24 protein-coding genes are annotated in these 20,617 nt (G+C 32.8%); 8 read left to right on the top strand and 16 right to left on the bottom strand.

From position 1 onward, the window contains the following. The 6 genes from BR65_RS13375 to BR65_RS13355 form a co-directional block, all read right to left on the bottom strand. A partial coding sequence (locus tag BR65_RS13375; RefSeq protein WP_244877196.1) for a DnaD domain protein occupies nucleotides 1-251 on the bottom strand: 251 nt, incomplete at its 3' end. 272 nt (nucleotides 252-523) lie between these two features. Continuing rightward, complete coding sequence (locus BR65_RS13370; protein WP_051932808.1) at nucleotides 524-862, bottom strand: helix-turn-helix domain-containing protein; 339 nt, start codon at nucleotides 860-862, stop codon at nucleotides 524-526. A gap of 286 nt (nucleotides 863-1,148) precedes the next feature. Further along, entirely contained in the window at nucleotides 1,149-1,421 is a 273-nt protein-coding gene (locus tag BR65_RS13365; protein ID WP_034538528.1) for a helix-turn-helix domain-containing protein, read from the bottom strand. Between the two features lie 326 nt (nucleotides 1,422-1,747). Beyond that, nucleotides 1,748-1,897 (bottom strand): hypothetical protein, encoded by a 150-nt coding sequence (locus tag BR65_RS13875; protein WP_156098873.1) that lies wholly within the window; start codon nucleotides 1,895-1,897, stop codon nucleotides 1,748-1,750. Beyond that, a complete protein-coding gene (locus BR65_RS13360; protein WP_034538525.1) occupies nucleotides 1,897-2,625 on the bottom strand; it encodes a BRO family protein in 729 nt (242 codons plus the stop codon). Before BR65_RS13360 ends, BR65_RS13875 begins: the two co-directional genes overlap by 1 nt. Nucleotides 2,626-2,649: 24 nt before the next feature. After that, a complete protein-coding gene (locus BR65_RS13355) occupies nucleotides 2,650-2,919 on the bottom strand; it encodes a helix-turn-helix transcriptional regulator (RefSeq protein WP_034538523.1) in 270 nt (89 codons plus the stop codon). Between the two features lie 167 nt (nucleotides 2,920-3,086). On the opposite strand from BR65_RS13355, the gene BR65_RS13350 reads away from it, so the two are divergent. The 8 genes from BR65_RS13350 to BR65_RS13320 all read left to right on the top strand — a co-directional run bounded on the left by BR65_RS13350 (nucleotide 3,087) and on the right by BR65_RS13320 (nucleotide 8,946). After that, on the top strand, nucleotides 3,087-3,764 hold the full coding sequence (locus BR65_RS13350) for a helix-turn-helix domain-containing protein (protein WP_051932786.1): 678 nt from the start codon (nucleotides 3,087-3,089) through the stop codon (nucleotides 3,762-3,764). 17 nt (nucleotides 3,765-3,781) lie between these two features. Then, complete coding sequence (locus BR65_RS13345) at nucleotides 3,782-4,093, top strand: hypothetical protein (RefSeq protein ID WP_034538522.1); 312 nt, start codon at nucleotides 3,782-3,784, stop codon at nucleotides 4,091-4,093. A gap of 111 nt (nucleotides 4,094-4,204) precedes the next feature. Further along, complete coding sequence (locus BR65_RS13340) at nucleotides 4,205-4,840, top strand: DUF4352 domain-containing protein (RefSeq protein WP_034538520.1); 636 nt, start codon at nucleotides 4,205-4,207, stop codon at nucleotides 4,838-4,840. 132 nt (nucleotides 4,841-4,972) lie between these two features. Then, nucleotides 4,973-6,160, top strand: coding sequence for a tyrosine-type recombinase/integrase (locus tag BR65_RS13335; RefSeq protein ID WP_034538518.1), 1,188 nt, complete (start codon nucleotides 4,973-4,975; stop codon nucleotides 6,158-6,160). A 769-nt stretch (nucleotides 6,161-6,929) separates the two neighbouring features. Continuing rightward, entirely contained in the window at nucleotides 6,930-7,277 is a 348-nt protein-coding gene (locus BR65_RS13330) for a hypothetical protein (protein ID WP_034536392.1), read from the top strand. Nucleotides 7,278-7,462: 185 nt separating this feature from the next. Then, nucleotides 7,463-7,630 carry a hypothetical protein gene (locus tag BR65_RS13995; protein WP_169741889.1) on the top strand — a complete coding sequence of 56 codons (168 nt, stop codon included), beginning with the start codon at nucleotides 7,463-7,465 and terminating at the stop codon, nucleotides 7,628-7,630. Nucleotides 7,631-7,989: 359 nt separating this feature from the next. After that, the gene (locus BR65_RS13325; protein WP_051932609.1) at nucleotides 7,990-8,211 is read left to right on the top strand and encodes a glycine zipper domain-containing protein; all 222 of its coding nucleotides are present in this window, start codon (nucleotides 7,990-7,992) and stop codon (nucleotides 8,209-8,211) included. 96 nt (nucleotides 8,212-8,307) lie between these two features. Next, a complete protein-coding gene (locus BR65_RS13320; RefSeq protein WP_034536391.1) occupies nucleotides 8,308-8,946 on the top strand; it encodes a hypothetical protein in 639 nt (212 codons plus the stop codon). A gap of 157 nt (nucleotides 8,947-9,103) precedes the next feature. Here the strand turns inward: BR65_RS13320 and BR65_RS13315 are convergent, their stop codons facing one another. Genes BR65_RS13315 through BR65_RS13275 form a run of 10 tightly spaced genes read right to left on the bottom strand, consistent with a single transcriptional unit; the run spans nucleotide 9,104 to nucleotide 20,516 of the window. Further along, nucleotides 9,104-10,096, bottom strand: a complete 993-nt coding sequence (locus BR65_RS13315; protein WP_051932607.1) for an N-acetylmuramoyl-L-alanine amidase — start codon at nucleotides 10,094-10,096, stop codon at nucleotides 9,104-9,106. Continuing rightward, nucleotides 10,093-10,230, bottom strand: a complete 138-nt coding sequence (locus tag BR65_RS13870; protein WP_156098835.1) for a hypothetical protein — start codon at nucleotides 10,228-10,230, stop codon at nucleotides 10,093-10,095. The genes BR65_RS13315 and BR65_RS13870 overlap by 4 nt, the downstream gene beginning before the upstream one ends. Beyond that, nucleotides 10,230-10,514: a phage holin gene (locus tag BR65_RS13310; protein ID WP_034536389.1), complete on the bottom strand. Its 285-nt coding sequence runs from the start codon at nucleotides 10,512-10,514 to the stop codon at nucleotides 10,230-10,232. Before BR65_RS13310 ends, BR65_RS13870 begins: the two co-directional genes overlap by 1 nt. Further along, entirely contained in the window at nucleotides 10,515-10,946 is a 432-nt protein-coding gene (locus BR65_RS13305) for a hypothetical protein (protein WP_034538559.1), read from the bottom strand. Beyond that, entirely contained in the window at nucleotides 10,936-11,349 is a 414-nt protein-coding gene (locus tag BR65_RS13300; RefSeq protein WP_034538558.1) for a hypothetical protein, read from the bottom strand. Before BR65_RS13300 ends, BR65_RS13305 begins: the two co-directional genes overlap by 11 nt. A gap of 43 nt (nucleotides 11,350-11,392) precedes the next feature. Further along, nucleotides 11,393-11,590 (bottom strand): hypothetical protein, encoded by a 198-nt coding sequence (locus BR65_RS13295; protein WP_034536384.1) that lies wholly within the window; start codon nucleotides 11,588-11,590, stop codon nucleotides 11,393-11,395. Beyond that, the gene (locus BR65_RS13290; RefSeq protein ID WP_051932806.1) at nucleotides 11,590-12,072 is read right to left on the bottom strand and encodes a DUF1617 family protein; all 483 of its coding nucleotides are present in this window, start codon (nucleotides 12,070-12,072) and stop codon (nucleotides 11,590-11,592) included. The genes BR65_RS13295 and BR65_RS13290 overlap by 1 nt, the downstream gene beginning before the upstream one ends. Beyond that, entirely contained in the window at nucleotides 12,073-16,464 is a 4,392-nt protein-coding gene (locus BR65_RS13540; RefSeq protein ID WP_051932804.1) for a phage tail spike protein, read from the bottom strand. It abuts the gene before it with no gap. Beyond that, nucleotides 16,465-17,160, bottom strand: coding sequence for a distal tail protein Dit (locus tag BR65_RS13280; RefSeq protein WP_081901390.1), 696 nt, complete (start codon nucleotides 17,158-17,160; stop codon nucleotides 16,465-16,467). Then, nucleotides 17,160-20,516, bottom strand: a complete 3,357-nt coding sequence (locus tag BR65_RS13275; protein WP_051932802.1) for a phage tail tape measure protein — start codon at nucleotides 20,514-20,516, stop codon at nucleotides 17,160-17,162. The genes BR65_RS13280 and BR65_RS13275 overlap by 1 nt, the downstream gene beginning before the upstream one ends. Nucleotides 20,517-20,617: the final 101 nt, after the last annotated feature.

Below are 20,617 nucleotides of genomic sequence, written 5' to 3'. Positions count from 1 at the left end.
TCTTCTTCACTCATTGGAGTTTCTTTTACATCAGGATTCATAATGTGTTCTGGAATAGTTTCTTTTCGTACAGTACCTTTATTGAAGTTATTTCTAGGGGCTGACTTCTTAGCTTGTTTTTCTGACTTCCGTTTCTTTTCAGCATCAAAGTCTTCACCAACTTTAAAACCTCTATTTTTCCAGTCTTTCAAAATAGTTCTTAAGTAAGCCATATTTCTTTTGTCTGTTCCTAAATCATTAGCAACTTTAATTGCTTTGATAATAATCGAATCGTTATCATCAAATTAGCAATCCATTCTCCTAGTTCTTTTATATGGTCTTGGGTTATATCGCCAAATCCATTTTCTTCCAAGTAGTTATGAAATTTGGTTGATTATCTGAAGCCGTTGTTGTTGTTTTATAGAACTGTTATTAATAGAACTGTATTAGTTAAAACTGTTATTATTAGTGACTTCATTTTCCAAGCATGGGTTATCCAACGTTGGTTTATCCATGCATGGGTTTTGATGTGTTGGTTCGTCCATCACGTCATTTGAAGGGATGGTTGATAATTAATAACGCTGTTTATTGTGTATACATTACTGCCCCAAGAGCCTTTACTAGTGCGTTCTCTATTCACTTCAATGTATCCTTTTTCTACTAAAACTTTCTTGTGTTTATGGAATCTGTTCTCGCTAATATCTAAATCTGAACAAATTAGACTAACACTTGGAAATGCTGAATTTCCGCTACCTGCATAAGGACTTATATAAGCGTATATAGCTTTGGCTTCAATTGTTAAGTCGCTATCCTTCATAACAAGTTTTGGGATGATCCCGTACCCTTTTGATAGAACTCCTTCAATTTTTATTTTGTCTCCCATTTCAATACACCGTCTCTTTCATTTTTTGACCATTAATGATAAAATGTTTGTAATGTTATTAAATAAATCTTTTTATCTCGCTAGCAAATATGCCAATTTGTTAGGCTTTTTTTTATAGTTAAAAATATCCAAGCTAGTAATAGTGTTATAAAACTTATTACGAATGCTCCAACAACAATCCATACCAAAATGCATAACCAGGTCCTACTTTTCTTGTACCGAAGAAATACATATTTGAAACTAAGATTAATTTTTTTACTGTTTCTAACGACATATAAAATTCCTCCTAATTCTTTCCTGCTAACCATTTATCTAATTCATAACGGTTAAAACGGTAAATACGGCCTACATTAACACCTGGTATCTCTTTGTTGTCTAACATATCTTTGATAGTAGGCTCGCTTACTCCAATGTATTTGGAAGCTTCCTTCATAGTCATTGCTGGGCTTTCCGCATCATACTGTTTGATAATTTCTATTTGCATTTCTTGCATTAATTCTCGTAATTGGGATTTATTCGTTACAATTAAGTCGTCCGATAATTGAAGTTGGATTGACATTATTCAGCCCTCCTTTTTCTATTCCAATTGTTATTTATTAGTGAGATAATATCCTTATCAGCAAGTGGCCTGCTGAAATAATTGATAAGGAGGTGATAAAATTTGGCGAATATGAATATCGGAACATTCAACTACGATGGTCAAGATGCAACTTTAATCAAAAGGAAAAACGATTAAAAATAATGGTAATACCGTCATTAGAGCTACTTTTGATAACGGAGTTATTTTTGTTTACACAACAACTCCTAATGGTTTTGAGAATATGGACACTAATTTTGATTTAGTAATGCAGCCTAGCGGTTATTACAAATCTGATCTTTCAAGTCCTAAGAGAGATTTCCACGATTACTATTAATTAAATTCATTTTTTTACCGGATAGAGTTCCTCTGTCAATTTTATTCGGTATATTTCTAACGACCTTCACGGCTACTCCAATAGCTGTGAGGGTAATTACTGTTTTAAATAATTTATTCATCAATATTCCTCCTCGTTCTTCGGAAATACTTCTATATCTTCTAAAGCATGTACCAACATTCTGGTAGCAATTGAAGGTTCCCAATCATCAATTAAGTCCATTACTTTATCAAAGTGCTTTTCTCTTAATTGGGATCTAGTTCTTACTCCTGAAACCTCAGCTACTGCTTTATTAATATCCTTGTATAACAAAGCGATTTGTTTTTTATTCATGGACCATTGTCTTTCTTTACCAATCTGTCTAACTTTTTGAGAAATACATTTACCAATGTAGCTATACTTACCTGGATCAATTGATACGTTCTCTTCTAGATTGACGACTCTAGTTTTCACCTCATCAACTTCTTCTTTAGTTTGTTTAGACGCTTCGAACATTAAGCTCAATGCATCCCAGGGATCACTTTTAACTTGATAGCCACCAGTCTTTCTAATAGCAGGTATTACATCATGCGTAATCCAACGTTTAAAAACTTTCACTTCTGGTTTTCGGCTAGATAATACTAAGTTATATAAACCAAATTCATTAACGATGGAATAATTTCTAATTTGGCTGCCGTCGGTTAAACCGACAGTAGCTTTTTCATCATCATCTAGTCTGCTAACAGCGTCACGGTTATTTGAAATTTCTAAAATATCGCAAACATCCTTTGCAACAAACCAAGGTTCATCATCAATAAATTGAGTTCTGACTTCACTAGATTCGAAATTAAAAACTTGTAATTCAGTCATGACTTTTTCCTCCTCACTTTCAATCTAAGGTGTTAAATCTTTTGCTCTTTCAAAAACAGTAGATTTATTTTTATTTTCAAATACGAAAATATCGTATTTGTTTCCTAAAAAAATATCATCATATTTAATATCAAATGTGTACATATATTTTTTTAATAGAGAATCAGAAATCTTAGAAGAATCTTTTTCATGATTATATATAGTACTAGACGATACTTCAAAGGCTTCTGCTAGCTTACTTTGAGAAATACCATATTGTTCTCGCAGTTCCTTTAAAGTTTTTTGTTTTTTCATTTTGGTACCTCCTCTCTATATAAAACATTTTAATACGAAAATAACGTATAGTCAACAATTATATACGAAATTGTCGTAATATTTTAATCAAAACCATTTACATTACGAAAAATACATACTATAATCTATATATACCTAACAGGTAACGGTTTTATAGGAGGATAATAATGAACAATCAAAAAAAAATTATTGCTAGTAACATAAAAAGACTTATAAACGAAAATGATATATCTCAAAAAGAACTATCTGAACAAATAGGAATTAGTCCGTCTACAATGAGTGATTATATTAATTTAAGATCAAAACCATCACATGCAGTTTTACAAAAAATTGCTGACTATTTTGGTGTAGGTAAAAGCGATATTGATACCACTTATAAAGATATCGAATTTATAAGCACTTTAAACAAAATTCCATCAAGAACATATAAGCTGTTTAATGGCTCTATTGCGGCAGGTTTACCAAGTACAATAGAAGCTGTATTTGAAGATGACTTAAAAGATATAGAATTACCAGACGTAATTATGAATGGGTACGCAGGTCATAGCGATATATTGATTATGAAAGTAAATGGGGATTCTATGAATAATGTTATTCCACATGATTCAATGATAGGTGTCAAAAAATGGGAAGTTAATAACCTAAAGAAGAACGATATAGTAGTTTTTTCAGATAATGGCGAATTTTCTATGAAAAGATATCTTAATGACGAGAAAAACAAACGAATTATATTTAGACCTGATTCTTCTGATGATAGCTTTTCAGATGTTGTGATAAGTTACGAAAGTGCAGATAATTTAAATATATTAGGAAAAGTTATAGTTTCAATTATTAATTACGATTAAAATATAGGGGTGAAAAGATGAATTTCAAAGATTTTGTAGAATATATGGATTCTAATTTTGCTGGTAAAAACATATTTTATCAAAAAGCGATGGAAGATCAACTAGCAAGAAATGCTAGACGTCCACAAAAAAAGCGGTGGAATGAAAATAAAATTGACAGAGCTATAGATAAAATTTGGGTTGAATTAATGAGAAATGTTTACGATAAATTCAAAACTGTTATTAATTCGAAGTCAGCTGATCCATATCAATCTTGGATTAATTATATAGAAAAGAACGAGGCTTTAGAAAGTTTAGATGAAATGATAGTGGATTTAGAGTTTGAATAAAAATAGCAAATAAATATAGCGTTATCAATATAAATAGATATAATTAAGTTATCCCTGAAGGTTGCCAACCATCAGGGATAATAAAAATACATATACATTGGAGGAATTAAAATGGCGAAAAGAAAATTATTTGACGAACATGGTAACGAAGTTAAAGGAAGAATTAAGAAGCCTTTTTACAAGAAAGTTTGGTTTTGGGTTGTAGCTGTTATATTAATCGCTATTATAGGTGGTAGTCTAGGTGGAGAAGAAACTGTAAGTGATACTACAGAAACCAAAGACGCGACTGAAACAAAAGATTCAACACCAGCAAAAGAAGAATCAACATTTAAAGTTGGTGATTTAGTGACTGTAGGAGATATGGAATATACTGTCAACGGAATGGAAGTTAGCAAATCAGTTGGTCCAAGCATCATGCCCACAGAAGCTAAAGGAACTTTCTTGATTGTGGATGTAACAGTTAAAAATAACGGAAACGAAGCAAAAATGGTTGATAGTTCTTTTTTCAAATTGAAAGAAGGAGATAAAAGTTTTGAAGCAGATGCTACTGGTTCTATGTCAGCGAACCAAGGTGAAGATGGTCAAATTACAAATTCTTTCTTCTTAGAAAACTTGAATCCCGATATTGAAATGCAAGGTAAAATAGCGTTTGACATCTCTGAAGAACAAGCAAACTCTACAAAAACTCAGTTAGAAGTATCTACAGGAGCTTTTGGAACAGAAACAGAAACAATCAATTTACATTAATATACACAAAAAAAGAACACTCCCCCACCGACTAAAATTGAGGAGTGTTCAACCTAATATTCTGCAAAATGCCACGCTGTCATACGGTGCTATTTGCTATATCCAATTATAACATAGAGAGGAGAAAAATAAATGGCTAGTATACAAAAATATACAACAAAAACTAAAGGATCTCTTTATTTATTTAAAGCCGTTTCTGGTTATGATAAATCTGGTAAAGCTATTACAACAACAAGACGTGGTTTTAAAACTAAAAAGCAAGCAAAAGATGCAGCAGTTGATTTTGAGGCAGCTGTAAAAAATGGCGGTATCGTTAATGATACTAATTCTACTTTTGAAGCAGTCGCTATTGAATGGCTTGAAAAACATAATAATGAAGTCAAACAATCAACAATCAAATCTCAAAAATCGAAAATAAATACAGCTTGCACCTATTTTGGAAATCGAAGAATAAAAGATATAAAGCGTAGAGAAGTTGAAAATATGATAGCAGACTTATTAGACAATGAAGAAAAGATAGATATGCGCAAAAGCGGAAAATATAAAAGAGGCACAGTAATTAATATTTTCCAAGTTGTTAAGATGGTATTTCGCTATGCTAAGACATACGAACTAATTAACATAGATCCTACTATTGATGTCGGCTTACCTAGAAGAGTTAAAACCTTAAGTGATAAAAAGCAAAATAAAATAAAATTTTTAAATAAACCTGAGCTTATTAATTTTTTAGAAAACGTTAATAAATACAGTCTTGATATTGAACAAGCTTATCTACATTTATTAGCCTACTCCGGCATGCGTGCTGGTGAAGGTTTAGCTTTACAATGGAATGATATAGATTTCAAAAACAATACCTTAGACATCAATAAAACGTTGTTTACAGATGGAAATTCAAATAAAAGATACGAACTAAATACACCAAAAAGCGAGGCATCAAATCGTCTGATATCTATTGATCCTTTAGTAATTGAACTACTAAAGAAACTAAAGCAATATCAAAACGAATCGAAACTCGCTTTTGGAAAAGGATATCATGATGCTAATTTTGTCTTTGCTGCACCAGATGGACGACCCAAAACAATTGGTTTCATGCAATGGCGTTTAGAACGTATTTGTAAAATGTATGGATCTAAAGTTAATCTTCACATGCTAAGACATACACACACAAGTTTGTGTATTTCTTCTGGTATGAGCATATTTGAAATACAAAAAAGATTGGGTCATTCAGATATTCAAACAACTATGAATGTCTATGCTCATTTAACAAAAGAAACAGAAGAAATTGCAGCCGAGAAATTTTCAGCTTTTATGGCCAATTAGGTCATTAGTAGGTCATAAACGAAATGCAGATATGAATTAGTCACTAGAACCCTTATAACAGTGACGTTAATTCAACATTTGGATATTTATCCGCGGACTATATAATAGTAGAAACAATATATATTTACAATAAATATATCTGTTAAACCTACGTTAAAAAGAGATATAAATATTTTGAACACATTTGAGATGAATCTATTATAATTAGTTTTCAGGTCATAAATAGGTCATAACCATTATGACCTGAAATTAAATTTCTAAACCTTAGCGAGTAGGATGATAAAATAATCATAACATAAATAAATCAATTGAGATAATTTGCATATATTATAGATACCCAACCTTCACTACTCATCCGGTGAGGGTATTTTAATATAAAGAAATAACCCCTAACCTTTGCGGAGACAAAGTTAGGGGTTACCGGTAACCTCCGTGAAAAGAATACCGTATACTTTTTTGAGCTCATACAAGCAAATGAGCTCTATTTTAAAATACTGTGACTAAAATTCTAATTACTCTCATAAATTGGCTCCGGAGATGGAGAGCAATGAAATTGAGTAATAGGAATTTTTTAAGTACAATGTTTTAATAATTTTATTATAAACTACATTTATTACATTATGAAAGCGATATCCATTGCTTTTTTTTGTAACTTGTAACTTTTTAGTCACAATATTCTTATTTCTAAATGTATTATTTTAATATCTATGTTATTTTTTTCGTTTAATCGTTATACTAACAGCATATTGAGCGCAAGGAGCGTGCACCTGTGTTAGTTAACTTAGATAATGAATTTTATGAAAGAATATCAGCTTTATCAGAAGCCTTGGAGATTACTCCAGGAGAATACTTAGAAAGACAACATGATAGTAACGCTAATTTAAAAGGGGTTCTCCTTACAGAAAAGGATGAATTCGTAAAATTTGTTAAAGACTATAAACACATTTTAGATGAATTATTTTTCTTATCAGACGATTCTTTACAATGTTTGAGTACAGTTGATGATTCTCCAGAAATGAAAAGAGTTTTTTCTCGTTTAAATACCCTCGTTGGTGAAGATGTTGGTTTTATTACTAAACTTTACATGGTATACAAAGAAAAATCACTAATTAATTGATGTATTATTAATAATCATAAGCAATTGATCATTCAAGTATATAAAATTTATAGTCAGCCAACCCTTCTTCGCCAATCGTGGGGTTATAAAGGAATAAGATTGCCCCATAAGAAAGTTATAATTCAAAATTAAAGTATTCTTTTTGAATATGATTGTTTACAATTGTGAAAAGAGGAGTTGGTTATATGCCAAGCGAATATTGTGAATGTAAAAATTCAACAAACGTTTTTACTAAGATTAATGATAAAGGAACATTTGACATATGTGATGATTGTAATAAAGAAATTGAAGGTTCTTTTAAGTACTTTAATCAGCATGATGGAAAAAAACACGATTTTTATGATGAATACTAAAACAATAACCCTACCTCAATTAGGAGGTAGGGTTTTGTTTATATATAAATAAAAAAAGGAACAAGCAGTTTCCGCTACTCGTTCCAATTAAGTATAAAAGTCTAAGTACAAATAAATTTTATCATTTTTTTTGATTTATCACAATATATTACGTTTCTTTATACTCAAAATTTTATATAAAAAAAAGCCACTTCAATTAAGAAGTGGCTTCTAAAATAATAATTGTTGGATAAACATAATTTAACATATTTTAAAAATTCACACAAGTGAAAACGGTTCATTTTATATAGTTTAAATTCAAATAATAGACTATTTATCCTACTATGCTAAAATTAAATCATAAGGAGGAGGTGTTCTTTATGGGAGAATTGAATAATAAAGAAAATAACCAGAAAAATGTTGAGGAGAAGACAGATGAAACGTCTTATCTTGCTTTAGGTATATCTTTAGGTCTTTCATTTGGTGCTGCTTTAGGACTGGTATTTGATAATCTAGCTATTGGAATTGCTATAGGTATGGCTCTTGGTGTTGCAGTTGGTGCAGGTGTGGATAGTCAAAAATCAAAAAACAAATCAAAATAAACAAAAAAGCCACCTCAATTAAGAAGTGGCTTTTACTATTTACTTAGTTATTTTTTGTCTAATATTATATACTCAAACGAGAAAGGAGTTGTTGATATGGATAAAGATGAGAAATTGAGTTGGAAAGAACGCAAAGACATTATTATAGAAGCGGGTATAGTAAGCATTCCTACTGTTGGAGGTGCTTTGCAAACTTTATATTTTGGAGCAAAAAACGAAAAAAGATTTAAGCGAGTGGAAAGATTTTACGAAGAATTGTACATAGAGATTGAGAGTATTAAAGAAAAATTACCTATTATTCATGAAACTGAGAATGCTGATGAAGCTATTAGTATTTTAGAGTCAATAAATGATGAAGTTGAAAAAGCCTCATCTCAGTCTAAAATTTATAATTATAAAAAAGCTTTTAAAAATGTACTGCTTAGATTTAATAACGATTCTTTTGATGAAGAAAAATACTATATACAGTTATTACCAGCTTTAACTGACTTAGAATTAAATATTTTGTTCAGTTCTAATAAAAATGAGTATAAGAAAGTGAGCAAAGGTGATTTCTATAATCATGACAAGAGCAATTCAAATCTTGTAATGGGAAATATAAATAGATTATCAGACTTAGGGCTTCTACACATAGTATTCGGAACTCTATTATCAGGTGGACAAGGTGCTTATATTGATCAGAGTTTTGCTGTAAGTGACTTAGGTTCAAAATTTATCAGTTTTATTTTTGAATAATTCATAAACAAAAGCAATAATTATAATGATTAGCCATATCCACCAGTATTTTACTAGTAATTCACCTTGAGTTAAATGTATAAAATCATTTAAACACACCATTTTAAACCTCCTAAAAATACCCCTACCTCAATTAAGAGATAGGGGTTTATTGTGTTTATTTTTTAATAGCATCCCAGTCGTATATAATACCTCTGAAAGTACCATTATCAATATACAATGTGTTGCCCTTGATACGTTCACGAACTGAATACTCTGCTTTTTTCATTGCATCTGTTAATTTAGAACCACCGAACCAATGGGTAGCTTGTGGACGTAATGTAATAATATCATCTTTCATAATATTATTATTGCGAACATTTTCGATGTCGCTTTCTAATACATTACCGCCCCAATCAGCACCTACTGGTTTAATATAAATCGTTCCATCTGCGTTTAGCCAATCAACTACATAAATTGATTTGAATGAACCTAAATCAAAACTGGAACTACGTAGCCACGTTTTTGCAGATGGTGATAACCTCACCTTATCTCCTCTTTTGAATTTTGTTGAACGTCCTTCTTTATCTGGATTTGATGCTAAACTTTTAACTACCACTGTTTTTCCTCCTTTTAATTCTAAATAACGAGCTTTCACTCTAGCAACATAAGTGTTCCAATACCCTTCTTCAATCATTCGTTGAGGGCAATTCTTTTTACTATGATCATAGTGTCTCCAAATATTCTTGCCAGCTTCAGGAGTTCCCCACTTCGGATGATCAATAAACAACCGAGCAATTAGTTCAATTCCATTTGACAAGGATTTTTGATACAAAGCATTATACTTAGGATCATTTTTAGTAGTTGCTTTACCATTCCAGTTATAACAATGTTCAACGCCAATTGTTTTTGCATTACCTGTTCCGCGACTTCCATCACTTGAATGATAGCCATTACGAGTTAAAGGCAAACCTTGCACTGCTCTTGTATCATCAACAGCAAAGTGATATGAAGTAGATGTATCGTTTCCGATCATATAAGAGATTTCTGACATAGCTGTAGCTTTATTACCAGTTTCATGAACCGTAACCCCGATTGGGTCCATTGCGTTAGGACATTTCAGATAGTATTTGCTAGCAGGCAACAACATTTTAGTAATCAATAAAGTCATTCTTCATCTACTCCTTTCCCATCTTTACCCTCATACGTTTCTTTTGGTGAAAAGTCATTTTCTTTCAAGTTTCTTTCGTAAAGTTCTTGATCAAACTTAACTTCATTGATTACTACTTTGTTTTCTTCGCTCACTATTTATCATCCTCTCTAGGTTCTGTATAGTTTAAAGCTTGCTTACTATCTGATAAACCTTTTGTCGTTGGATCAATTACAGCATTATAAACAGCTACCGCAATAGTAATAAGAACGTATGGGTTGCTTACTGCAGCTAGAATTAAATCAAATAAAATAGCCCAAGAAGTGATATCCTGCGCTGTGATTCCTGCATAAGCTAATATTGGTCCAAATACTGATACGATTAGCTGAATAATGAATTGTGGATTTTTGAATCGGACTTTCCAGTTAATAGTTTTCATTTAAATTCCTTCTTTCATTTTTTCTATTTTTTTCATTGCATCATTAAATTTCATTTGCATAGCCATAAAACTTTCTTTCCATTTTTTAGCTTCATCACGTGCAGCATTTCGTTCAAGCCTAAGACGGACATTATCTTTGTTGCTATTAGACAAATCTTTTTCTAAACCTTCGACTTTAGAAGATACTTTAGCTAGCTCTTTATAAACTTTTCTAAATTCTTCATCCTTGTCATCCATTCTTTCTTGCAAAGTTTTGATTTCAAATTCCTTATCTTTTTTATCTTTTTTTATTTCGTCTACCCAATATTTATCAAGTCCGTCTTCTCTATCGCGATTCGCCTTTCTACTTTCAAAATATTTACTAACAATAACCGCAATAATACTACTTAACGTTCCTCCACCAAGTAAAGCAACCCAATCACTACCTTCCAATAGTTCTCCCCTCCTCAACATAAGCACCTACAAGATTGAGGATGACATAAGCAGAAAAATAAAGACCAACTGCCGGTATGCCGTTAATAAGTTGGATTAAATATCCGGCAAAAATCAAACTCCAAATGAATAATAGTACGATTAAAAATATTTGTTTAGTTTTCCAATTAAAGTAAATTGCACTCATTTTAAGTGCTCCAGCTATAATTAAGCATGCTGGTAAAAAAACATTTCCGAATACATCTGCCAATTCACTCATAAACTTATAACTCACTTGATTATTTATTAGATTTGGATTATCCAATAGATATCCACCATATCCAATCGAAAACAAAGTAGTTGTAAACGCTAAATAACGATAGAAAAAAATATTAGTCAATCTTTCTTTTATTCTGCTTATCATTATTCACCTTCCTTTTCTCAAATTAAAAAGAGCAACCCGAAGGCTACTCTTCAATTTTTTCAACTAATTTCCCTTTAATTTTACTGACTTTATCACCAGTCGATTCCCATTCTTCAGCTGAAAACTCGACTGTTCCACTAATATAAATATTTCCACCAACATTTCCAAAATCAACTGTTACTGCTTCCACTTCACCGTTTTCACCATATCTATAATTTGCTGTTTTTAATCTGATTTCCATTATTTTTCCTCCTTAGTTTTTGCTTTTTTATTTTTTTTATTTGTTTTTGCTTCTTCTTCGCTTGATTCATAAGCATCTAACAGCTCATCATAAGATAGTGCATCTTCACCACAAAGTTCAACTTCGGAATTTTCTAAAGCCTCAAACATTGCTTCGAATTTACTAGTATGTTCTGAAAAACTGATTTCAAATTCTTCATTATTTAATTCCAATAAGCGATCACCAAATTCCTTTTTACCTTCTTTAGTTATATCCTTTTTAAAAGTATATTTATTTTCTTTAATTAAGAGTTCTCCTGTTTCATCAGTTTCAAAATAATCTTTTCGAATAACAAAAATACCCTCATTAAAATCATTTTGCTTTTCCTCAAGTCGCTTTATGAACTTAATTGCTCCGCGGCTTGCTGCTCCTTTAAATTTAGTTTTCTTTAGAAACTCCCCTGTTCTAATAATTGCATCATTCTTCATTTTGATTGTTTTCATTTATGCCACTTTCCCTTCAAGGTCTTTTATTTTTTTTTCTAACTCTTTGATTCTTTTTTCGTGATCTGTTAGTTGTAACTCGTTCACTACAGTTAGGTTAATACAATCATTCAGCTCTTTTTCTACTTTACTTAATCGAACTGAATCTAAATCAACGATATTGCTTAATTCTTGGATTGCTTGCGTATTAAGCATATTTTGTTTGCTGCTGTCTAACACTAAATATCCATCAGGTCCTACACTACTTAGATACTCAGTTTCCTGAGCAATCAAACCAGTCTGCAATCCTTGTGGCTTATCTTTATTTATCCATAAGAAATCTACAAACCGATAACTTTTAATTAGATCTAAGGCTCTTAAATCTGTATCTCTGATTGCTGTTTTTAAACGGCTATCAGATTGATTAGTGATAGAGTTCCCATTCATATTGAGATTTTTGAAAAAGGTAATATCATTGACACCAAAAGCTGCTCTTTCATAGACAGTTTTACCATCGTCTGATAAGTGGCCAATTCTTGTACCCCACTTACCACCCATCCACAGCCAATTATCTGTTGAGTTAAAAACTCTTGACCCTGACTTTGAATCTAAATCATTAACTAGAGAAATCATATTTACGTTATTTAAATCATTTAACCTCATATTAATAGGGGCATAAGCATCAATAAATGGGTTTATTCCATTTCCTCCACCAACTGCAAATCTAACTGAATGTTGGCCATTCACTACAGCGCCTAATTCAACACCGTTATAACTTGAAATAGCAATACGTGCATTACCTGCAATGTATTCAACTTTAGCTGGTACTCCTCCACCAGAAGGATAAAACGTAAATCCTGTAGAAGTATAAGACGTTGCTTTCCCTTCATATTCAACACTTAAGCCTTGAGAGGTTAACTCCCAACCCCAAAACTTTGTTCCGTTACTTTTATAATTTGTTGACGACAAAGCAACTGGTGATATGAGGGTATTCCCATATTGCCCTGTGGTAGGTATTCTATAATCAACTGTATAGTTTCCGGAAATAGTAGTGGTACCAGTCATGGTAGCTCCCTCAGCAGTTATTGAGAATGGGTTAGTGATTTTAGAACCGGTAATATTGATTGACGTTAATATACCTGAAGTGATTTTTGAAGCATCCAAGTTAATAATAGTTACATTGGCAGCATTTAGTATTCCTGTTTTAATTTTGTCTGCTGAAATATCAATAGCCTTTATATTGGTTATAAAGGCTGAATTAGATGTCAGGATATTAACATTAGCTGCTGTAGCAAATAACTTAGTTATCGTAGCTACATCAGCTTTAAGCATGGTTGCATCTACAACATTAGCGATTAGTACTTGAGATCGAATAGTCGCAATGTTTGCAGTAATAGCAGTCAATGTTTTGGCGTTTAAATTATCTACAAAAGCCGTCTTAGTAAACAAATAATTAACTACTGCAGTAGTTGCGGTTAGTTTATCCATCATGGCATTATCGACTTTTAAATGAACGGAAGTAATCACATCTGCTGTTAAGAATTTAGTTCTTAAGGTAGCGATGTCAGCATAGACAGATTCTAAAGATTTGGCTTTAATATCATTTGCAAAAGTAGTACCCATGATGTAAGTGTCTGCGTCAAGCAATAACTGTCCGTTTTTAATGAGCGTTCTTCCAGCTTCTACAGTGATTTGCCCAATTACATCACCTTTAACTACCCTTAAATCAATCTGCTCTCCTAAGTTGCTGATTTGACCCGTATGTCCATTAGCTAATGTTGTTGTTTGATTCCATTGATTAGCTAATTGGGTAACTTGTGTTTTATCAGCTTTGTCACCAACAGTCGTTTGAATACCGTTTACTTTTATATCTAAAGTTGTGAATTGTTCAAGCGTAGCTTGATCTTCAGGCGCTGGTGTCCAATCTGCAGAAGCTTTGTTTCCTTTGACTATTTTAATCCACTCAACATTTAAGGCAAATGAATCATTTGGAAATTGAAATAAATAAACTTCGTTTAATACAGTTGTACTCCCCAGGTTTGCAGTGGTTACGACACCGGTTCCGATATACACACCTTTAACCGCATCATACTGAATTCTTTTAAACACAAAAGTTCCGCCATTATAGTAAACCCCAATGTCTTTTCCGGTTTTGAAATCGGCTTTAATAACTACGGTATACTCTGAACCAACCGACCAATTTTCTGATAATGTGTAATTGGCGAAGTTGTAGCTTGTTCCCGGTTTTACTGTTTTATTAGATGCAAGTACTAGATTTCTGTCACCAACATTTAAATTACTCAACTCATTACTCACTTGTGTTAATGCTAAACTCCATGTATTTGACGTGGCTGATAAAGTAGCCTCATTAACGTATTTTTTTGTGGATAAAAGATTATCTACTTGTATAGTTGTCAATCGTGCATTGATTGCTTGTGCTTGAATACCTAATTCAGCCGTATGGTTATCTACAGTACCTTTTATTGTGTTAACTAGACTAGCATCGGCTTTCACTTTCAACCCTTCAGCATTCGCCTTAATATCCAGTGTATGCTTATCTACCGTTTGATTAAGGATATTAACGACTTCTTTATCCGCTTTTAAACCAACAGTTCTTGTTAAAGCATCATAATTAGTCGTTAACGTTCCTGTAATAGTCTCTATAGCTGTTGCCTTATTTAAAGCTTTAGTTGCTTCTGTTAATGAATTTTGGGCTGTACTAAAGGCATCATTTGCCCTGGTTGTTACTGCAGTTAAATCCAGCTTCATAAACCCTACATCTGCTATTGATTTATCTGCTTTTATTATTGCATCATTCGCTTTATTCGAAATAGAAAGAACATCTAGTTTGACGGTTTCTAAATAGTTATTTAGTTCCGTCGTTTTAGTATTCGTATAACTTTTAGCATCAGCAATAGCAGCAGTCCTTGCATCATTAATATCTATATTGATTTTATTTACTTCAAGGTTAAAATCTTCATCCCACTTTACAGATAAAAATTCAGCATAATCATTGGCTTCTTGAATGGCGTTTTTGATATCTTGCTCTGTTTTAATACGATCTAATGCTACCTGTCCAATTATAGCTTCTAATTCTGCTCTCAATTCTTCTTGAGTAGCATCTGATAACTCAAGAACCCATTGTAGTGCACTATTGACTTTCCTTAGAATCCACATCTCCGTTTTATCGCCATTTTTTCTAAACCATAAATCACCTTCAGTACTGTTCTGATTTATAACCGGTTCAATTTCTCCTGTATGGATTTGGTTCTTTCCATTTGCGGATAAATAAACTAATTCAATTTGATCATTAAGATCTTTTAAATCCGTTTGAATTTTATCTAATTTATTGACCGTAGACGTAAAACTTTTTTCGTAATTCCCTAAAGTAAGATCAATGTATTCTTTTAATAAAGGATTCCAATTGTACTCCACCATTTGAGCGGTGATGTTTACACCATCTTCTACGTGCTTAACGGCTACTACATCACCTGGTAAAATTTGTTTTAAAGGAATAAAGTTTTTATATTCTTCAGTTTCTTTTAAGTTTACAAAATCAATTTTGTATACACCGTTTGGGACATCTACTTTATTTTGACTGTATTCTAATTTAGCTAAACGTCTTAATTCAGCGTAAGCCAATGCAGCTGTAGGGAACTCACCTTCTTCTGTCCCTACCTTTACATCAGAATACTCATACTCTTGTATTCGCGGTTCAGGGTAATGATTGATTAAAGGACTATCAATGAATAGTTCAGGCAATATCAAACCATCATACCCAACAGGACGTATTCTAGTTACTACTGTGGATTCATCAATAACAGCTTCGTAACCAATCAAGTCTTTTTTATGTCTGATCGTATAGCCTTTATTGCTGCCATAATGTTGATTCATACTAATATTAAAACCATGTCGGATAATGTGGCCACCCCAGCGATTAACAAAAGAGTTATCCAGATTACCATCCAGTAAAAACTCTACTGGATTCTTCCGAACAACTCTTGAATTAGCTGTATTTAAAATATCACTAGCGAATTTAAACTTGTGCGGGTACTGTGTGGCTCCAGACATTTGTGAAAGAGAACCTTGACCTGTTTTATTGACAATAAACGTATCAGTAATGGTATTAAAGGCCAATTTATAAAACATTTGATACGCGTATACTTTTATATAACCCATACTTGGTACTACTTTATAAACAAAAAACAAGTTATCCTGTTCAGGATCCCTTGCTTTAATGATTGAGCTATTCGTTATTTCTAATCCATGCTTTGCAAACAACGGGTATTCAAACTCAAAAGAAAAAATTCCATTATCAATCCAATGTATTTTAGGATCAATAATATTTTGGTCCAGACTTCCAATTCCATTATGTTCAAAATCGGTTTCTAATTTATCGTATAGAGTGATCATCTACAAATAGCGCCACCTCTCATCTATTTCTATTTTTGTGACGGCTCCTGTCCAACTAATACTATTTTTACCAGGAACAAATAATGGGAAATCACCAATCATACTGTCATTCATGTTAGCTGTTAACCCCTTATACGCTTCTTCTAATTCACTATCCAATATAATTTCATCTGTTAAGTTTTTAAGAGTTATCCCCACGTTATTAACAGTTAGTACTATTGTTCCTGTTCCTTTAATTTTTATCAAAGGTTGGCTGAAATAGGTTCCAGGATTTGTTAGTGTTACTGGTGAAGTAGTATAGGTTTTAGCAGTAGTCTTTTGGTGCTCAAATGGACCAAGTAAAAAATCTACTGTAAAGGCTCCGTAAAATTCAACTTCATTATCAATACTTCCAATATCAATATTTTTAATTTTTCTAAAATAATTGGGATCATCAGAAAAAGAAAGCACTGACTTATTCATCAGCCATGCTTTAATCTTCCGAATGTCTTCTTTAATATTGCGATCTTCTAAGATATTAAAATCAATCGGCAATGATACATCTTCATACCCTTCAAATTTAATTAAGTCACCGTCACGTCCTGGTACAGGTATCTTAATGATTTTTCTTTTTGCAGTAGGAACAATTGGACGGTTAGCAACAGAAAGAAAAACCGTTTCATCTTTTATTCCATCTAATAAAACATTTAATCCCACTAACTAAACCTCCCAGTTGTTCCAAAGTTTAAGCTGCCTGATTTATTATTTAATCCAGTATCAATTGGATCTAATAGTTCATTTGCTATCATTTTACCGTTTAGCATACTTTGGACAGTGATATAGATAGGACTAATTGTTACGGTAGAATTCAAATGTTTATCTGTATTTTCTTTATTTAAAGCTTGCAAAATACCCATTCCAATTCCACCAAGGTTTTTATCATTAAGCGGAAGTATAGCTTCACTTTCTCCACTAACTTCTCCACCACCCAATAAGTTGTTCCCCATAGAACCAAAGATAGTAGGTTTATTCATAATCCCACCTTTTGCGTTCCATTTAACATTGATCCCTGAGGGATAAGTTATCTCTTTACCTAAAACCGTTTTAGAGGATGTTTTCAAACTAAAACTTGGCATGCTTGGCATACTTGGTTTTGGTATCTTCAGTTTTAAATTACTGAAAAATCCTTTGATACTTTCAATGAATCCACTCACTTTATCTTTAGCTTCGCGAATCGGATCAACGATTGCATTTTTTACTGAGTTGAATTTAGATACAGTTGAACTTCTTATTTGTTCAAATTTTGAAGTAAGACTTGACCAAATACCACTTGCTACACTGACTACCGTATTCTTTGCGGAATTGAGTGGTTCAGTAACAGCTGACTTAATTCGATTCCATTTCTCAATGGCAGAATTTTTTGTTTGATCAAACTTCGCAACTACAGATGACCAGATAGCAGATGCAATTGAAACGACTGTATTTTTTGCTGAAGTAAAAGTATTTGAAATCGAGTTTTTTATTTCATTCCATTTTGCAACGGTTGAATTTTTCACTTGATCAAACTTCGCAACCATTCCAAACCACATTTCTTGAAGTTTTCCTGAAACAACAGACCATGCTTCTTGAATTGGTGTAACAATCGCCTTTTTTATGAAGCCCCATGCTGCACTAGTAGCAATTTTCAAAGCTTCCCAGGCAATGGTGGCACCAGCCACAAGTAATAACCAGATGGCTTGTAGCCCTACTTGTAGTAAAGAAATTGGAACCATAATGACATTGATTAAATTTTGGATAATTGGTGACATGAAAGCAACTAAGGAATTCCAAGTTTCAACAGCTTTTGCAGAAATGTTAGTCCAAATTCCTGCGAAAAATTCAATAAAACCAGACCATAAGCTTGCTGCTCCTTCAGTAAACCCTGTCCATATTTCTGAAATAGATGTTGCGAAACTAGACCAGCTTTCTGAAGCGTTTTGAATAATGGTAGACCATAAATTACTAAAGAATTCACCTAACGACGAAAAGACCTCTCCAGCTTTTTGATAGAGAAGTTGCCATGATTCGGATAGCCAATTTGTAAAACTACTCCATTTTTCTGAAAGCCAATCGGTTATAGCTCCCCAGTTTTTAACGGCCATAATGATTGCTGCAATTGCTCCAACAACAAATAAAACTGGTATCGCTAAAGATCCTAGTAATGCTATTATCCCTACAATAGCTGCTGCTATAGGTGCTATTACTAATGCCAGTCCTGCAAATATACCAACAAATTCAAAAATAGCTTTTGCATGTGGCCCTAAATTTTTAAACCATTCCACCATTCCCTTAATACCTTTAATTACTTTAGGCATGTAATCAAGAGCTAACTTCATAAGTTGCTCTCCAATAGGTATTAGCATAGTTGTTAAATCCCGCCACATTTCAGTGAGTTTACGGCCATCATTTGCTTCTAATAATTTGTCTGAAGCACCCGAAACATCATCATATTTACCTTTAACGTCTCCCATTTCATCAGACAAACCACCCATTGCTTCTATTACTTGTACCGCATTGTCTTCACCAAGTGATCCAAATATAGAAGAAATCAGTGTAGCCTTTTCTTGCTCTGTTCCAACCTCTGAAATTTTTGTTGCTAATGCACTAAAAATTTCATTATTACTAGCTCCTCCATTTTTCATGGTGGTATAAAGAGTTTGCCATTCACCGCCTAAGTCACCTACCGCTTTTGAAATTGATTCATCGGAAACTCTTACACCAAATTCTTTAACTAAATCATTTACCTTATCAAGATTATAGGCTCCACCTTTTAAACCAGCTTCTAACGTTTCAAACATTTGTTGAGCGCTATAACCATTTTGTTTAAATTGAGGTGCATACTCAGCTAAGTTGTCCCCTAATTCATCAGTTTTATTTAATCCATTTTGTGCTCCAACGGTCATCAAATCAAAAGCTTGAGTAGCGGTTATACCGTATGTTTGCATCAAACCATTAGCTCCACGCAATGTCTCAGGCATATCTGTATCAAATGTTTTTGTGAAGGCTACAGCTCTCCTAGTGATATCTTCAAGAGATTCTCCATTCAATCCACTTAACTGTTCCCTTGTATCAATTAAAACTTGAGCTGCTTCTTCGTAACTATCTACTAAACCAGTTTTGTACATTGCTACAATTTTATCTTTTGTTTTAGCTGCTTCATCTCCAGTCAAACCAAAAGCATTATTGTAACGACTGGCAAGGTCATCAATAGTCATTGCGGAATCAAATGCTGCAGTAGCTATTTCAGTTACCTTGTCTGCTACTCCGCTTAAAGCTTCAGCGCCTTCTAAAAGATTACCAGCATTTATTTTATCGCCCATATCTTCTAAAGCATCGGCTGTTTTATCTGATTCAGTGGATAGTTCTTTTAAGTCTTGGCTGACAGCATCAATAGAACTTCCGTTGTCTACTTGGTCCAATGCATTTTTCATTTTACCTAAATCAGCATCAGCACCTAAAGCAGACTTCCCAATTTTATTAATGGCCAACTCTAATTGATCACTGCTTGCTTCACCTTTACGAATAGCATCAACTAAACGAGTACCTAATACATCGGTATAGTCATCTAAGCTTTTACCTGTAGCTTCAAATAAAGTGTCTAACCGTTTAGTGTTTTGCGATAATTTTTCTTGTTCTGCAGACAATTGAGATTCTGCTTGTTTGGCTTTATCTAAAGCTTGATTTGTCTCGAGTAAAGAGTTCTTTAAATGTTCCTGGTTCTTTTGCGCATCAAGTAATTTGTTAGCCCACTGTTGTGTTTCTTTAGAATTTTCTCCAGTGATCTGTTTAGTATTTTGTAGAGCAGATTCGACCATTTTTGTTTTTTGTTCAGCTAAGGTATATTCTTGATTCAATTTACTTACGCTGGCTTCTAACTTTTCAGATTCAGAAGCAGTATTTTTCATTTGTTCTTTTTGAACCGCAAACTCTTTATTTAATGTTGTTGCTTGGCTTTGCATTTCTTTAAGACCTTGATTGAATGCCTGATTAACTACCTTATACTCAATTTTTATTTCAGGGTTTTTTCCTGCCATTTCCTACCTCCTTCCTTTATTGGCATCTTCCATTGCTTGTGCTTCAACTGAGTTCTTCCAGTTTTTTAAAGCGGATCTATTTTCAGCAACATGATTAACTT

Origin of the sequence: Carnobacterium inhibens subsp. inhibens DSM 13024 (assembly GCF_000746825.1) — a bacterium.
In the GTDB taxonomy this organism is placed as follows: Bacteria; Bacillota; Bacilli; order Lactobacillales; family Carnobacteriaceae; genus Carnobacterium_B; species Carnobacterium_B inhibens.
Note: the sequence above shows the minus strand (reverse complement) of the source record. Positions and strands in the feature narration are given on the sequence as shown.

What these genes read in the sequence shown, in the direction of transcription:
- BR65_RS13315 (WP_051932607.1), bottom strand. Translation starts at nt 10,096, where the DNA reads ATGACTTTATTGATTACTAAAATGTTGTTGCCTGCTAGCAAATACTAT.
- BR65_RS13540 (WP_051932804.1), bottom strand. Translation starts at nt 16,464, where the DNA reads ATGATCACTCTATACGATAAATTAGAAACCGATTTTGAACATAATGGA.
- BR65_RS13275 (WP_051932802.1), bottom strand. Translation starts at nt 20,516, where the DNA reads ATGGCAGGAAAAAACCCTGAAATAAAAATTGAGTATAAGGTAGTTAAT.
- BR65_RS13325 (WP_051932609.1), top strand. Translation starts at nt 7,990, where the DNA reads ATGGGAGAATTGAATAATAAAGAAAATAACCAGAAAAATGTTGAGGAG.
- BR65_RS13350 (WP_051932786.1), top strand. Translation starts at nt 3,087, where the DNA reads ATGAACAATCAAAAAAAAATTATTGCTAGTAACATAAAAAGACTTATA.
- BR65_RS13360 (WP_034538525.1), bottom strand. Translation starts at nt 2,625, where the DNA reads ATGACTGAATTACAAGTTTTTAATTTCGAATCTAGTGAAGTCAGAACT.
- BR65_RS13310 (WP_034536389.1), bottom strand. Translation starts at nt 10,514, where the DNA reads ATGAAAACTATTAACTGGAAAGTCCGATTCAAAAATCCACAATTCATT.
- BR65_RS13340 (WP_034538520.1), top strand. Translation starts at nt 4,205, where the DNA reads ATGGCGAAAAGAAAATTATTTGACGAACATGGTAACGAAGTTAAAGGA.
- BR65_RS13365 (WP_034538528.1), bottom strand. Translation starts at nt 1,421, where the DNA reads ATGTCAATCCAACTTCAATTATCGGACGACTTAATTGTAACGAATAAA.
- BR65_RS13370 (WP_051932808.1), bottom strand. Translation starts at nt 862, where the DNA reads ATGGGAGACAAAATAAAAATTGAAGGAGTTCTATCAAAAGGGTACGGG.
- BR65_RS13995 (WP_169741889.1), top strand. Translation starts at nt 7,463, where the DNA reads ATGCCAAGCGAATATTGTGAATGTAAAAATTCAACAAACGTTTTTACT.
- BR65_RS13355 (WP_034538523.1), bottom strand. Translation starts at nt 2,919, where the DNA reads ATGAAAAAACAAAAAACTTTAAAGGAACTGCGAGAACAATATGGTATT.
- BR65_RS13875 (WP_156098873.1), bottom strand. Translation starts at nt 1,897, where the DNA reads ATGAATAAATTATTTAAAACAGTAATTACCCTCACAGCTATTGGAGTA.
- BR65_RS13295 (WP_034536384.1), bottom strand. Translation starts at nt 11,590, where the DNA reads ATGGAAATCAGATTAAAAACAGCAAATTATAGATATGGTGAAAACGGT.
- BR65_RS13320 (WP_034536391.1), top strand. Translation starts at nt 8,308, where the DNA reads ATGGATAAAGATGAGAAATTGAGTTGGAAAGAACGCAAAGACATTATT.
- BR65_RS13335 (WP_034538518.1), top strand. Translation starts at nt 4,973, where the DNA reads ATGGCTAGTATACAAAAATATACAACAAAAACTAAAGGATCTCTTTAT.
- BR65_RS13345 (WP_034538522.1), top strand. Translation starts at nt 3,782, where the DNA reads ATGAATTTCAAAGATTTTGTAGAATATATGGATTCTAATTTTGCTGGT.
- BR65_RS13290 (WP_051932806.1), bottom strand. Translation starts at nt 12,072, where the DNA reads ATGAAAACAATCAAAATGAAGAATGATGCAATTATTAGAACAGGGGAG.
- BR65_RS13300 (WP_034538558.1), bottom strand. Translation starts at nt 11,349, where the DNA reads ATGATAAGCAGAATAAAAGAAAGATTGACTAATATTTTTTTCTATCGT.